Genomic DNA, 14,560 nt, shown 5'->3' with positions numbered 1-14,560 from the left:
CTTATCCTTTCGTCGTCTTGACTGAAAGTGTGCCTGGCTGCCAAGGTTCAGGCTTAAATGACTTCACAGAGTTTGGAACACCATTGTCATTCGGGAAGTAGACTCTTTGAAGATGTTTTTCACGGCCCAACTTGTAAGCCAACTCACAGAGCTCATCCCTGGCCTGTAAAGAACAATGCTGTACATGTTCCACCCACAAAGATTGAGTGTGGCCATCAAGAAACAACAAAGGTTGCGCGATGAAGTAACCCATCAGTTTGTTGCTTTCTTGATCTCTGGCAAGGAAACTCCAACCCAGAGCGATATAATGATTCAGAGCTTCGACGCGGAATTTTGAATTCCAGCCCGCCATCATTCTTTCCATTTCATCCGGATACGTCTCTTGGAGCTTTTTATTTTCCAGATCTAAAATATCTTGCAAATCGTCCGCTTGAATCACACGGCAAAAAAGGCTCATGGCCTGAGGTCTCCTTGTCATTTTCCTGTTCCTATTTCATACTAAGAGAGTATGAAATACAAAGACTATTCCACCGACATTTGGAACCGCTTAAATACGACACTAGACCAAGTTTTGAAAGAGGATTCTTCTCCCATTGCAGCTTTCGACGCTGACGGCACTCTTTGGGATATTGATTTAGGGGAAACTTTTTTCCACTATCAAATCGACAACAAACTTGTGACTCTTCCGCCACATCCTTGGGAACATTATGAGTCGATGAAAGCAGAGAACCCGCAAAAAGCCTACCTTTGGCTAGCTCAAATCTGTCGCGGAATCAAATTGGAGCAAGTGCACCAGTGGGCCATTGAAGCCGTTAAAGGACAGGCTCCACTTCCAGTTTTTTTCGAACAGAAAAGAATAATTGATCTCTTCCTGTCTCGCGGAGTGCAAATTTATATTATCACGGCCTCGGTCAAATGGGCGGTGGAACCGGGGGCTGAAATGCTCGGACTTCGCAAAGACAATGTCATTGGAGTTGAGACACTCATCCAAGAGGGCAAAATCACAGATCTACAAAAAGGCCTTATCACTTACCGCCAGGGAAAAGTGGATGCTCTTTTGGAAAGAACTAAAGGAAAACTCCCGTTCTTCGCTTCAGGCAACACGATGGGCGACTATCAACTGCTGCAAGCAGCCACACATCTTAGCTTGGCGGTCAGCGCAGCGTCCCGGGATGACAAACTTTTTAAAACAGAGCATGAGCTTCAACAGAACGCCGAAAAGTTTGGATGGCTCTCGCACAGATTTGTGTAGTTAATACAGAAACAGTAACCAGATATTGTTGAGGAATTTTTGTGAGGAAAATATCTCTTGGGGTGCTCGCCGCCCTTTTACTTTATTGTATCTTGGGGTTTCTTCTTGTTCCTTTTATCGCAAAAGATCAAATTCGTAAGACTGTTGAAGCGAAGTTTGGAGTCCAAGCTGAGATTCAAAAAGTGTCGTTCAATCCCTTTACTTTTGAAATGACGTTGGAGGGATTTAAACTTCCCGCCGCTGATGGAAAGACGGATTCAAAGAACCGACTTCAATTCGAGAAGTTCTCTTTGAACTTAGAGATCTTTCCCCTTTTCAAAAAGGAAATCCGTTTTTCTTCCGTGGTGTTGAAAGCTGTTCAAGGGCAGTTCATTATTTTTAAAGACGGCGCCACGAACTGGGTTATGAAAGAAGATAAAACTCAGCCAGAATCCAAAGAAAAATCGGATTGGATTCTTACTCTTGAACAGATTCAGATTGAAAACAGTGGTTTTGATATTCTCGACAACACTCATCTGCGCCCTTTGGATTTGCCGCTGGGTCCTTTGAATCTCAAGGCGTCTAATATCAGCACTTCTTTAAACTCACAGACGTCTTTAAATAGCCTGCTCTTTTCCGTGGGTGAAAAAGGTCATGTTAAAGTCAGCGGGACTTTAAGCCTTGAGCCTGTTGCTGCGGATATCAATCTCGATGTCGCGGCTTTGCCGTTGGATTTTTTGACCTCTTACTTATCTGATAAAACTTATCTCAGTCTGCAAAAAGGCACGATCGACCTTCTTGGTAATTTGAAATATCAAAAAGGTGTTGTTCTCTTTGATGGCGCCTCTGAAATTCATGAATTGAGCCTAACTCAGGAAAATGTCGAAGAACCCGTTTTCTCTTGGGAGAAAATGGCCCTTAAGAATATCAAATTCAAAACCGTGCCCATGAGTTTCCACGTTGACGAAGTCCATTTAAGCCAACCGCGCACGGCAGTGATCTTAAGAAAAGATGGGACTCTCAATTTCAAAACATTTCTAAGAACGATAACGAATGAAAAGACAACCACTCCAGTTTCTCAAACACCCACCGAAGAAAAGACATCATCCAAGGACTCTTTTGATTACCTTGTATCGAATCTTATTGTCGCAAATGGAGCCGTTGCTTTCGCGGATCAGCAGATCAAACCGAACTTCTCTGCCGATATTCATGGCCTTGATGGAACTATCGGACCGATTTCTCCAAAAGCGAATCAAAAGATCAATGTCGCTTTAGCGGGTCTTGTGGAAGCCTACGGAAAATTCAATGCCAAGGGCAACGTCACTCCGGGAGAAAAAAGGCCTAGCTTAGATTTGGATGTGGATTTCCATAATATCGAAATGACGACCTTCACTCCGTACTCGGGTCGCTTTATGGGATATGAAATCAAGAAAGGGAAATTGTTCTTAGATTTGAACTACACTCTTGTGAACAATCGCATTCGCGGCAAAAACCAAGTTCTGCTGGATCAATTCACTCTCGGAGATAAAGTTGAAAGTGAACATTCAACAAACCTGCCATTAAAGCTTGCCCTTGCTTTGATGAAGGATCGTAAAGGTCAGATTAAGTTTAAACTTCCTGTGGAAGGCGACGTCAACTCCCCTTCATTTTCTTTTGGGAATTTGATTTGGACGGCCCTTAAAAATATGTTGATCAATATCGTTGCCGCTCCGTTTGATTTTCTTGCAAGCCTCATTGGTGGAGGCCCGGATCTGCAAATGGTTTTCTTTGAACCTGGCACCAGCGTTTTAAGCCCGAATCAAACTGAAAAGATGGATCAGCTCGTAAAGGCTCTGGATGAACGCCCGAATTTAGCTTTAGAAATTCGCGGTGAATATCAAGATCAAGATATCGAAGCACTTCAGAAAAAAAGTCTCGATATTCAATTGGACCCTTTTCTTAAAAAGAACAAAGATCGCGCCTCGGCCGTACGTTCATTTGCCAAATCCAATTGGAAAAGATCCGAGTTTAATGACTTTGTCGACAGCTACGAATCCGCCCATGGAAAAAATGAAGCGGGCCTTGTTGCGGAGTTAGAGAAGAAACTCACAAGCTCCATCTTAATCACCGAGGACGAACTCAAAGCTTTATGTCTTGCACGCGGAAATATCGTGATGAAAGCCATCCTTGATAAAAAAATTCCAGCGGAACGATTGTATTTGTTGGCGGGAGCAAAAGCTGGAAATGAAAAACCTTCTCACGCTCTTCTCACTATTAAAGATCAATAAGCCGCCTTCTGATCCATGTTGAGACAAGGTTTCAGGGGAACGCCGTCTAAAGAGTCGACAAAAAAACGAAGACTCTAGTTTGTTTTTTGAACGCCGAAATCAATACCATGGATACACATCATGGTACGACGGCAAAAAAATGGGGCGTTACTTTACTCACTCTTACTTGCTTAAGCTCAACAGCGTTTGCAATGGGAAGTCGACTTCCGGCAAATGAAAGTTCAAGCTCAGGATCGGGCTCTGGCTCAAGCACGGCAACTCCTCCACCAAAAATCATTCGTACTCCGGCAGCTTTGCCACCGGCTGAAATGACAAATGCATTTCAAGTGGATGTGTGGAAAGAATCCATTGAGCCCGCAATCCAAACGGTTGAAAACTATTATAAGATCAATCAACTTCCGAAACAGCGCTCCACGGCGGGCTCTCATGAAGTCGATTATTGCGATACGAACCTAGATAACAAAAGAAGCTTTGGTGATCGCATTGGCTATATGGTGGAAGTGAATTCTCGCCCGATGAAATCGCCTTTGGGATACGTTTCTAGCTATTTCCAAATTCCAAAAGATCAAACCCAATATTATCCGACAAGCCTTTTAAGTCACAAAATGTGTGACGTGACGGCGGCGACTTTGAGCAAAACTTTGGATGGTCGAAAAATGCCAAATGCGACAGATATCAAGCGCGCGCAAACATGGATCGCTCGCTACAATCAATACCGTGATGAGGCTTTGTCGGGAAATCGCGACGGCTACATCAAGTTGCAAAAACTTTGGGGCAAAACAATGATGTGCTTGGCTCACGTAGAATCACTGACGACGGCTGATTCTTCTAAGAGTCAATCTACTGCGGCGAAGTTCGCTCCTTCTGATTATCGTCGCCCTGCTGGTGTGGCGTTCTATGATGATCCTTATCAATCAGATCCGGCTTCAAAACTGAATATTGGCCTTTTCCAATTCGGCACGGTGGCTGGTGGAGATCCTCAGGGTTGCATTCAACAATGGAATCAGCTTTATCCAACTTGCCAGATTGCAAAGAACACAGGTTGGCAAGAGATGGTTCGTATGTTTGGAAGTTCGTATCAAACTTTCAATGCGTTCTGTGGTGTGAACTACATGTTGCAAAATTTCAGCGTGCAAGTGAACACGACAAACTCTTATCGCACACATCCTAGCAACTTGGTGAATGGAAAACTGAAACCTGCGGGTGAGCGCTGCGTGAGTTTGCATTTTTCTTCCAAAGTTAGCTACAACCACTTTGGTCCATTGCAAAACGTAATGGGCGATACTATTGGTATTCTGATGAAATGCGCGCTGCAAGGCGAATAGTCCTGAAATCAATGCTCCAAGCGGCTTATAGGCGAGTTCACGGATTTCCCCTTGAATTCGCCTTAAAACTTTATAGCCTTTCCTTATGGCATTGAAATACACAATTCTGATTTTAAGTAGTCTGTTAGTGGGAAGTTTCTCTTTTGCTTCAGAGCCTTGTCGCGAGGAACCTGAGGATCTCTATAGCTATCAAGATCAAATTTTGGATCTTGCGAAGAAAAGTCATTCCCCGCAAGAACTTAAAAACAATATGGCTCGTCCTTTGCGTTGCCTGATTGAAGCCTACAAAACCAACGACGATCTTCTCACAAAATATGTCGCGGGATCTTGTATTCAGCGTCTGATGGGTGGACCGGAGATCAAAGGTTTTAAAAGAACCCGCAGCTACGACATCATTTTTAATTCTCTTATCAATCAACAATTTGAATCAGGAAGTCTTCTGACCAAATCCGAGATCGCCGAATTTGCTTCAGGCAAATGGGTGGAGTACGTGAACTTTTGCAAAGGCTCCGTGACAGAAGCTCTTTGCGGGGAACTTCTTCCCACAAACGATAGAATCAAAGAACAGAATGAGCTTTTAGGTGCGACTTCAATGCTGGTACTAAAAAGTGCTTATCAACAATTCTCAGGCGATACGAAAAAACATATCGCCGCACAAATTATGAAACTTTATAAAGAGACCTCCAGCGAATCTCCGCTGAAGCGTCGAGTGATCGATCAAATTTATCGTGAGATTGAGGAGCCTCAAGTAGAGCTCCGTGGATCTTAACGCATTCTACATCGGATCAATGGTTTCTAAGTAAGGTGATGAACCCCAAAGTAAAACAGCACCATTAGATAGAAGAATGGCCGAGTGGCCTATCCTCGGATCATTCACTGCGGGACCGGCTGAAAAGTTATTGCTTGCTGGATTATAAATCTCTGTTGTAACAGGCGCATTTCCTCCATAGCCACCCACTATCAAAATTCTACCATCTTGGAGAAGAGTGGCCGTGTGCGAAGTACGCACTGTGGAGATATTAGGTCCTGAAGTCATAGTATTGGTGCCAGAGTCATAGATTTCAGTCGTGTTCAAAGGACCTGTATTATTCTGTCCTCCAGCAATTAAAACTTTGCCATTTTCAAGAGAGGTGACTGTCATAATTTCTCGTGCAGAACTCAAAGAAGGTCCCGCAGAAAACGCGTTGGATATAGGATCGTAAAGCTCAGTAGAGGAAAGAATTGTCCAACCACTCATGCCTCCTACAAACAAAATCTTTCCGTTGGATAAAGTAACGGGAGTAGCGCCGTAACGGGCCACGCTGAAGTTAGGTCCAACAGAGAACGAGTTTGTAACAGGGTCATAAAGCTCCGTTGTGTTCAAAGGATTATAGGAGTTACCGTAGTCTTGACCTCCAAAAATCATCACGCGACCGTCTGGCAGTAGAATAATTGAAAACTCAGTTCGTGTTACAAGTAAAGTCGGACCTACAGAAATAGTATTTGTAAAAGGATCGTATATTTCCGTCGTAGAATCAGACGTTCCACCTGCGATAAATACACGACCATCATTCAAGCGAACAGCCTTATGACGTGTTCGATTCACGAGAAGATCGGGCCCCAACGAGAACGTATTGATAGATGAATCATAAAGAAGAGTCCCTGTTAAGGGAGTATAGCCCAAAGAATATCCTCCCGTAATGAGAATTTTGTGATCGTTCAGTTGAGTGAAAGTGGCTCCCCCTATCGGCTGCTCACTATATGTCGTCGTTTTGGAGAAAGTATTTGTTTCAGGGTAATAAATTTCTGTCGTTCCCCAACCCTGCCCAGATCCATCCGCCCCACCAACGAGCAAGGCCTTTCCGTCGGGCAGCGATGACAGAGATTGAAAACGTCGTTCATGATCCATGTTAGGTCCTGCGGAGAAGCTGTTCGTATTTTCATCATAAATTTCCGTGGAAATAACAGACGGAGTGTTATCACCTCCGCCACCAGCTAACATATACCTTCCGGCACTAAGAGAAGCGGCCGAAAAACTGGAACGTCCATTGCTCAGGCTGGGTCCCGCTGAAAATGTATTCGTGGCTGGGTCATATATTTCGGTGGCCGTTAACAATCCTGTTTGACCTGACCCTCCGACAACTAAAACTTTTCCATTCTCTAAAGACAGAGCGATGGAATTAGAGCGTCCGTCAGCCAATGAAGGACCGGCCGTAATAGTGTTTGTCGCAGGATTGTATATTTCCGAAGAGGACACATAACCCGAGTCATATCCCCCCACAATCAAAACTCTTCCGTCAGGCAGAAGAGCCGCACTGGAACCGGCTCTTACGATGGAGGTCGTTGGCCCCACTGTGAAAGTATTATTACTCGGATCATAAATTTCTGAAGAATTTAGAGGTCCATTGTTGTCATATCCTCCGACGAAAAAGACTTTTCCATTATTGAGTATCGTGGCACTGTGCCCCCACCTCATCGTAGTAAGGTTAGGTCCTGCAAAGACAGTGTTTGTCTGCGGATCAAATATTTCACTTGTGTTGAGAGCACTGGAAGAAACACCTCCTGCAATCAGAACTTTTCCGGTAATCAAAAGAGAGGTTGTATGATAGATACGGGCTTCCGCCAATGACGGCCCGACTATAAACTCACCCGTATCAGGAGAATAAATTTCTGTGATGGTAGAGCTATCACTTATATTTCCCCCTGCGAAAACAATGCGACCGTCAGCAAGCACCGTCGCTGTATGCTGATAGCGGGGAACCTTCAAAGATTGCTTTCGCAACTTTTTTAGAAGCTCCGTGAGTTCTGTAGAAGAAAACCCTATGGGTTTCGTCGGCTCTAAGGAGCTTCCATCCTTCCTAAAGAGCTCAGCGTCCAAAGAACAGGCCGTGCATCCCAAAGCGAAAAGGCACATTAAAAAAAGACGCAAACGAACGTACACAATACCATCCCTTAATAGTTGGTATACTTATCGGTCGTTTGGAGTTTGATTAAATCTTCGCTGTCTCAGATAGAGGCAAAAATAGACAAATAGTGAACGCATTTTTCTATTAGCGATTCAACGCTCTTGATACACATCAAGAATTCGATAACTTTCATTTTTTATTTATGATTGCGATGATAGAGACTGCTTTTACTCGCGAATAATAAAGGGCCAAGTTATCTTGGCCCCTTTTTCAATTACGCTTTTCCGACAACTTTTTCGAGGTCAGCGATTTCTTTTGGAACAGAAGATGTCATGTTCTCAGATCCGTTTGAAGTCACACGAATGTTGTCTTCAATACGAATACCGATACCACGATACTTCTGAGGAGCTGACGTGTCTTCCGCAGGGATGTAAAGACCTGGCTCGATGGTGAAGCACATATTCGCTTCAATCGGACGAGGCTCACCTTTTTTGAAGTACAATCCCGCATCATGCACATCCATACCCAACCAGTGACCGATGCCATGGGGGTAATATTTTTTCTGAGCCAATGCCTGAATCAAATCGTCTTTGCGACCTGAAAGAAGTCCCAAATCCAACATCAAATCTGTAAGTAAAGAAGTTCCCATGTCGTGAAGTTCTTTAAACACGATGCCAGGCTTTACAAAATCGATAATAGCCTTTTGAACTTTCAAGACACCTTCGTAAACACGAGCTTGCTCATCAGTGAACTTTCCACTAACTGGGAATGTTCTTGTGATGTCACCTGTGTAGTAATTGTATTCAGCACCGGCATCAATCAACAAAAGATCGCCGTCTTTGCAGACTTGATCGTTGAAGTTGTAGTGCAATGTCGTTGCTGAATTTCCAGAAGCCACGATGTAGTTGTAACCTTCACGGGCTGAACCCTTCATAAAGAAGTGATGAGCCAAAACACCTTGAACTTGGCGCTCCGTCACTCCCGGACGAGTGAAACGCATTGCTGCCAAGTGAGCTTGAGCAGAAATCTCGCAAGCTTCACGAAGCTGCGTCAGTTCAAACTCCCCTTTTACCAGACGATGTTCACCCAAAAGAGTGTCTGCATCGTGAATAGAAAGAAGACCATAGCCTGTGCGACCTTGCATTTGCTTCACCATTTCAAGAACGGATTGCATCTTGTGGTCGATCTCTTGATTTTTATAAAGACGGTAGTACACGCGATCGACTTCTTTAAGAAGTTGTGGCGCGACTTTTTCAAACTCATCAATTGGATAAGCTTTGTCGACTTTGAATTCGCGTTCACAGCCCTCTGGACCATAACGGAAACCATCCCAAGTTTCTCTTTCAGGATCGCGTCTGCGCACGAACATTGTCGTTTCTGGTTTTAAACCTGGGCGATAGATCAAAATAGATTCTGGCTCTTCCCAACCTGTGAGATAGAAAAGATTTGAATCTTGGCGGTAAGGATAATGCACATCGTGATTGCGAATGTGTTCAGGATGAGAAGCTACAACGAGAGCTCCACCTGCGATCTCTTGACCGACTTTCTTTCTTCTTTCAGCAAAAACGTTCATATCAAAAGTGGGTTTTCTCATGCGTTCTCCTACAATCCCCATTTGCGAGTCAGAGTCTTAAGTTGACGAGCGGCTGATTCAGCGCCCTTGTTCATGATCTCGCGGCGTTTATCGAAATCCATAATACCATAGTTCCCCGTCTCAAGCGAGACGACAGTATCAACTCCTGGCAAAGGCTTATTATAAAGCCCCGCAATCTCACTCCATAGTACGTTATCTGTTGCCGCGGCATCCAAAGTATATGGTGTCCCGCCTCCTGGAGCCTGAAGGACGTTCACAAGAACGATATAATTAGCCCCTTTAGAGCGAAGATAGTTCGCCAAAGAAGTTATATCGCGCACTCCGGCAACACTGTTTTGATAAGGCTTAAAGAACGGCGGATACGACATGCAAAGATACATCAACTGATCCAAAGCACCACGGTTCATCAAATAAATCTGGTTCTTTTTCAAATTGTACGAAGGACAGGCAAAAGGAATACGGAAGTCTTCTACTTTCACACGATTAAAAGCCGTGCCTACGAAATCCTTAAGAACCGTCACTTCATTGTTTTTGTGAACAGAACCTAAAAGAGACTTCTTAACAACATCATCATCTTTTAATTTGAACATTTGCCATTCAACATCGTTGGCTTGTTCTTTATTGGCATAAAGGGCCGCCATAGGAGCCGCGAACTCAACACCACCAATAGAGTGCACGGGAACTTTCGCGCGCATCAATTCATGCAAGAAACCGACGTGGGCATAAGCCTTTGCTCCGCCTGCTCCCAGAATAATTCCAATTCTTGGCATCGACGGAATCACCGGAGCTGGTGGCGGCGGAGGTGTTGGGGCTTCCGTCACTTCTTCTTCATCGGACTCAATCGGTGGCGGTTGGCCGATCACTTGTGGAGGTTGTGGAGCGTGCGGGCCTTGTTGCGGAACGGAAGATTTTGGCTGAGTCGCTTTGCGAATGTCGTCACGAGTTTTAAAAGTTTGGCAGCTTGCGAGAATAAGAAATGGCAAAATCCAACTAGACTTTTTTAGCAAAGACAAAGAACTCATTATTTCCGTCCTTTCCTTGAATCGGAGAAGAAAAGTAGTCAATCACATGCAGACCTTGCGAGGAACAAACATCCTTCACTCGCACTTCAACGTCTTTATATAACGAGGCATCTTTGACTATACCCCCCTTTGACAAGCCGTCAACGCCGACTTCGAATTGGGGTTTAACAAGACTTAAAAGATGGCCTTCGGTCTTAAGAAATTGGCTTAACTGAGGAATAATCAAAGAGATCGAAATAAACGAAACGTCCATCACAATAAGATCGAACTTTTCCTTTGGAGTCGCCGCGAGCACGTCAGCTTCCTGGGAAAGATTGCGCGCATTGATGCCCTCAATAACTTGCAAGCGCGAATTCTTTAAAAGCTCCGCATTCACTTGTCCGTGACCTACGTCCACTCCCAAAACTTGTGCGGCCCCACCTTGCAAAAGGCAGTCAGTAAATCCGCCCGTAGAAATTCCAACATCAAGAACTTTGAGATTTTTTACGGAAAATTTGAGATGCGCCAAAGCGCCTTCAAGTTTCAATCCCCCGCGAGAAACAAAACGATTTGCCGGGCCTTTTTCAACAACGATCTGCATGCCATCGACAACAGCAAGGCTGGATTTTTTGAGAAGTTTTTTCTGAGAGCCTTCCAACTGAAAAACCTGACCCGCATCAATCAACTCTTGTGCATGAGTACGCGACTGCGCCAATCCCTTTTCAACAAGATAGACATCAAGACGTAATTTTGGAGATGTAGATTTTCCGTTCATCGGATCTGGAGCTTAATTTAAAGCAATCCAGGAGTCAAAAACACTGGTCTCTATTTCGCTATTACGAAACTTCAACTTGACATGGTGTTGATATGATAGTAAATTTACAATCAATAGAGGTTGTGCAGACCGCCAGCTTCAAAAAAGAAATAGCCGCCTTTCCACTGAGCGCTAGGGAAGACATCTTCTCCCTGGTAGTGCGCTTTATAAATGGAGAAAGGCTTCATCAACATGACTTTAAAATCTTCAAGATTGATAAGAAGACGAAGATCTTAGAGTTCAAAGTGAAAGACTCAACGGGGAACTGGCGAGCGGTTTCCACTCTTTTGAAAGGTCGATATTTGGTTTTCGTCTACGCCTTTCATAAAAAGTCTCAAGAGCTTTTGCAAAAAGATAAAGAAACGATACGAAATAGAATAAAGAGAATAGAGTTATGAAGAACGAAAAGTTGAAACCTCAATCTTTAGAGCGTTTGGCCGAAGACTGGGGAATAGATATTCAGGTTTTTAAAATCAAAATGGAGCTTATAGACACCATTAAGAACCATTGTGTGGAGAATAAAATTTCACAAAGAAAATTAGCAAGCCTAGTTCCGGGACTCTCTCAGGACCGTGTCTCTAAAATTTATTCCGGACAAGTCGGCCACATGACAATTGATAAACTTGTCGAAATCCTGTCTGCATTAAAATATACAGTGGCCCTTAAAACAAAAGCTGCTTAGTGGTTGCGAGATAAGTTAAAGCTGATGAGATATTCAAGCATCGGAGCATCGGCTGAAACTTTGTGAAGTTCAGCGCGTGTCTGTTTGCTGATTTCTTCAAGGTAAGTTTTTGTGCCTTCAAGCCCCATAATTCCGGTGAAGCTGCGTTGGTCTTGATCTTTTTCTCCGTGATCCAAAACGTCGTCAGCCACTTGGAACGCAAGACCTAAGCCTTCACCAAATTTGCGAAGGCTATCGATGTCTGCGGGTCTTGCTCCCGCGATCACAGCGGCACCTTCGACGGCCACACGGATCAAGGCGCCTGTTTTAAGTAAATGCAAATGAGTCAGTTCTTCTTTTGAAAATTTCTTTTGTCCTGCACGCAAGTCAATGGCTTGACCGCCAACCATACCGCGAACTCCCGCTGCTTCCGATAGCAGTCGAGTCAATTGCCCTACGAGAAAACTTGTGTCGCTGTAACCTTCCGCAATCAACAAGAAAGCTTCCGTCAAGAGAGCGTCTCCCGCTAGTAAAGCAAAGTCTTCGCCGAAAACTTTATGATTTGTAGGTTTTCCACGACGGACATCGTCGTTATCCATGCAAGGCAGATCATCGTGAATCAGAGAGTAGGTATGAATAAGTTCAACAGCCGTCGCAAAAGGAAGAATGCGATCTTGAGAACAGCCGAAGAGTTCCGCGACCAATAACGAAAGCACCGGGCGGAAACGTTTCCCCCCATTCGTAGCAGAATATAGCATGGACTTTCTCAACTCGGAAATCGCATCACCTTGGGGTAGATCCATTGTGGATAAGTATTTTTCCACAAACTGATTCACAGTGTTTACTCGGGCCGCGATCTCTTGTTCAAGTTGAATAGCCAAGTCCAATTTAGTTTTCCTCTGGCGTGAAATCCGTAACAACAGGTTTGCCGTCAGCACCGATAGACATCAAAAGTTTTACTTTTGCTTCGGCTTCATTCAAACGTTGATGACACTCGCGAGAAAGCTTTACGCCTTCTTCAAAAAGTTTCAAAGAGTCTTCCAAGGCCAAATCGCCTTTCTCCATTTTTTGTACAATCTCTTCGAGGCGGCTGAGTTTTTTCTCAAAATCCATGTTAATCCTCCTTCACGCTGTCGACGACAGCTTTCAACGAACCCTGGGCAAGGCGCACATCTATGACATCACCTTTTTTCACCTGGCTGGCTGATTTAATAACTTCATTATTTTTAGTCACAATCGAATAACCTCTCTCAACAACTTTGAGAGGACTCATACTATCCAACATGGCCATCAGACGGGACATGCGCGCGTTCTTTTTCTCTAAAGAAAAGACCAGGGCCTTTTCTGAACGGGCTTTTAAATATTCCAGATCTTTTTTCTTTTCTTCAATAAGGTCTTGAGGATTTCCCAGCTTCTCTGTCAAAAGTTCCACGCGATGATGGCGCTCTGACAAACGACGATTCATGGCAAACTCAAGACGATTCAAAAGATCGTCATTGCGCAATTCCAAATCTTGCAAACGGCGTTGTGGATCAACAAGACGCTTGGAAAGACCACGGATTTTTTCCGTTAAAAACTTCATCTTCTTTTCAAATGAAAGATGCAGCATTCTTTCCAACGATTTTACTTTTGTTCCAAGTTCACCAGCACTCTTAGAAACGAGTTCCGCAGCGGCCGACGGCGTTGGTGCCCGAAGATCCGCCACAAAGTCAGCAATGGTGAAATCAATTTCATGCCCGACGGCCGAGATCACAGGAATCGAACTTGCCGCGATCAAACGGGCCAGTGCCTCATCATTAAAGCACCACATGTCTTCAATAGAGCCACCACCACGACCGACAATCACAACATCGACACCGGGTAAAGCCGTTGCCTTTTTAAAAGCTTCACGAATTTGCGGAGCCGCAGCTTCACCTTGTACGATTGTGGGAATCACTGTGACTTGAATAGATCTGGCGCGACGAGAAAGCACATTTAAAATATCGCGAATCGCTGCTCCCGTTGGAGATGTCACAATCGCAATATGTCTTGGGAATGTTGGAATTGGTTTTTTTCTCGCAGCCTCAAAGAGGCCTTCTGCTTTGAGCTTCATTTTTAATTGCTCAAACGCCTTCTGCAAAGCTCCCGCCCCGACAGGCTCCATCATCTCGCACATCAACTGATAATTGCCGCGCGGTTCGTAAACCGTGATCCTACCGCGAACAATCACCTCCATGCCGTCAGTCGGTTTAAATTTTAAACGCGAGTTATGACCACGAAACATCACCGCCGTAATTTGTGATTTCGCATCTTTGAGGCTGAAATAAAAATGACCCGAGGTATGAGCTTTGAAGTTTGAGATCTCGCCCTTCACCCACACCATGCCGACTTGACCTTCAAGAAGCTGTTTGATGTAGATATTCAATTGCTCTACAGAAAGAACTGAGGGCTCATTTCCACGCGTCGACGTTTCCATCGCACCCAGACTGGCTTGAGCGGAAATTTCAGTTTTGCGAAGAGCTTGATTAGGTACGTCTGACATGGGAGTCCAAGCTAATGGTCTCCCGTGTTTGAGTCAATACATTCAGAGTCAAATTAGAGGGAAGAATACCACACGTTTTGTGCGGACCACAGGCCACCGACGAAGAAACACACCCAGCCTAGAGTTTTGTGACGGGCAAGGTTCTGAAACGCTTCACCCATGCGCTCTTGACCGATACGCACCAGGACAGGGTTCTCCAACACAAGAACCATCAGGAGTCCATAGAAAAAAACGAAGAAGGGAAAAATAAAATCTAGCTTT

Annotated in this window: 15 protein-coding genes; 6 read left to right on the top strand and 9 right to left on the bottom strand. The window is 44.4% G+C overall.

The genetic code is table 11. The features are described from left to right. Position 1 precedes the first annotated feature (1 nt). Positions 2–457, bottom strand: coding sequence for a hypothetical protein (locus tag ACL934_RS01115; protein ID WP_374076877.1), 456 nt, complete (start codon positions 455–457; stop codon positions 2–4). Between the two features lie 51 nt (positions 458–508). Here ACL934_RS01115 and ACL934_RS01110 point away from each other — a divergent pair, with 51 nt between their 5' ends. From ACL934_RS01110 to ACL934_RS01095, 4 genes are all read left to right on the top strand, one after another. Next, entirely contained in the window at positions 509–1,252 is a 744-nt protein-coding gene (locus ACL934_RS01110; RefSeq protein WP_374076875.1) for an HAD family hydrolase, read from the top strand. Positions 1,253–1,293: 41 nt separating this feature from the next. After that, positions 1,294–3,498 carry a DUF748 domain-containing protein gene (locus ACL934_RS01105; protein ID WP_374076873.1) on the top strand — a complete coding sequence of 735 codons (2,205 nt, stop codon included), beginning with the start codon at positions 1,294–1,296 and terminating at the stop codon, positions 3,496–3,498. A gap of 107 nt (positions 3,499–3,605) precedes the next feature. After that, positions 3,606–4,823 carry a hypothetical protein gene (locus tag ACL934_RS01100; protein WP_374076872.1) on the top strand — a complete coding sequence of 406 codons (1,218 nt, stop codon included), beginning with the start codon at positions 3,606–3,608 and terminating at the stop codon, positions 4,821–4,823. 85 nt (positions 4,824–4,908) lie between these two features. After that, complete coding sequence (locus ACL934_RS01095) at positions 4,909–5,592, top strand: hypothetical protein (RefSeq protein WP_374076871.1); 684 nt, start codon at positions 4,909–4,911, stop codon at positions 5,590–5,592. A gap of 6 nt (positions 5,593–5,598) precedes the next feature. Here ACL934_RS01095 and ACL934_RS01090 read toward each other — a convergent pair whose 3' ends face one another. The 4 genes from ACL934_RS01090 to ACL934_RS01075 all read right to left on the bottom strand — a co-directional run bounded on the left by ACL934_RS01090 (position 5,599) and on the right by ACL934_RS01075 (position 11,078). Further along, entirely contained in the window at positions 5,599–7,743 is a 2,145-nt protein-coding gene (locus ACL934_RS01090) for a Kelch repeat-containing protein (RefSeq protein WP_374076869.1), read from the bottom strand. A 239-nt stretch (positions 7,744–7,982) separates the two neighbouring features. Further along, complete coding sequence (locus tag ACL934_RS01085) at positions 7,983–9,302, bottom strand: aminopeptidase P family protein (RefSeq protein ID WP_374076867.1); 1,320 nt, start codon at positions 9,300–9,302, stop codon at positions 7,983–7,985. An 8-nt stretch (positions 9,303–9,310) separates the two neighbouring features. Then, positions 9,311–10,324 carry a patatin-like phospholipase family protein gene (locus tag ACL934_RS01080; RefSeq protein ID WP_374076866.1) on the bottom strand — a complete coding sequence of 338 codons (1,014 nt, stop codon included), beginning with the start codon at positions 10,322–10,324 and terminating at the stop codon, positions 9,311–9,313. Continuing rightward, complete coding sequence (locus ACL934_RS01075) at positions 10,293–11,078, bottom strand: TlyA family RNA methyltransferase (RefSeq protein ID WP_374076864.1); 786 nt, start codon at positions 11,076–11,078, stop codon at positions 10,293–10,295. The genes ACL934_RS01080 and ACL934_RS01075 overlap by 32 nt, the downstream gene beginning before the upstream one ends. 92 nt (positions 11,079–11,170) lie before the next feature. On the opposite strand from ACL934_RS01075, the gene ACL934_RS01070 reads away from it, so the two are divergent. Continuing rightward, complete coding sequence (locus ACL934_RS01070; protein ID WP_374076862.1) at positions 11,171–11,515, top strand: type II toxin-antitoxin system RelE/ParE family toxin; 345 nt, start codon at positions 11,171–11,173, stop codon at positions 11,513–11,515. Continuing rightward, the gene (locus tag ACL934_RS01065; RefSeq protein WP_374076860.1) at positions 11,512–11,799 is read left to right on the top strand and encodes an XRE family transcriptional regulator; all 288 of its coding nucleotides are present in this window, start codon (positions 11,512–11,514) and stop codon (positions 11,797–11,799) included. The genes ACL934_RS01070 and ACL934_RS01065 overlap by 4 nt, the downstream gene beginning before the upstream one ends. Here ACL934_RS01065 and ACL934_RS01060 read toward each other — a convergent pair. From ACL934_RS01060 to ACL934_RS01045, 4 genes are read right to left on the bottom strand one after another with little or no spacing between them, the layout of a single operon-like run. Beyond that, on the bottom strand, positions 11,796–12,665 hold the full coding sequence (locus ACL934_RS01060) for a polyprenyl synthetase family protein (RefSeq protein WP_374076858.1): 870 nt from the start codon (positions 12,663–12,665) through the stop codon (positions 11,796–11,798). The two genes, ACL934_RS01065 and ACL934_RS01060, sit on opposite strands and share 4 nt — an antisense overlap. Before the next feature lies 1 nt (position 12,666). Further along, positions 12,667–12,891, bottom strand: coding sequence for an exodeoxyribonuclease VII small subunit (locus ACL934_RS01055; RefSeq protein WP_374076856.1), 225 nt, complete (start codon positions 12,889–12,891; stop codon positions 12,667–12,669). A gap of 1 nt (position 12,892) precedes the next feature. Continuing rightward, the gene (gene xseA / locus ACL934_RS01050; RefSeq protein WP_374076854.1) at positions 12,893–14,299 is read right to left on the bottom strand and encodes an exodeoxyribonuclease VII large subunit; all 1,407 of its coding nucleotides are present in this window, start codon (positions 14,297–14,299) and stop codon (positions 12,893–12,895) included. A gap of 53 nt (positions 14,300–14,352) precedes the next feature. Then, positions 14,353–14,511 carry a hypothetical protein gene (locus ACL934_RS01045; protein WP_374076852.1) on the bottom strand — a complete coding sequence of 53 codons (159 nt, stop codon included), beginning with the start codon at positions 14,509–14,511 and terminating at the stop codon, positions 14,353–14,355. Between the last annotated feature and the right edge of the window lie 49 nt (positions 14,512–14,560).

Origin of the sequence: Bdellovibrio sp. HCB-110 (genome assembly GCF_047323225.1) — a bacterium.
Lineage (GTDB): Bacteria > Bdellovibrionota > Bdellovibrionia > Bdellovibrionales > Bdellovibrionaceae > Bdellovibrio.
This window is presented reverse-complemented; position numbering and strand designations above follow the sequence as displayed.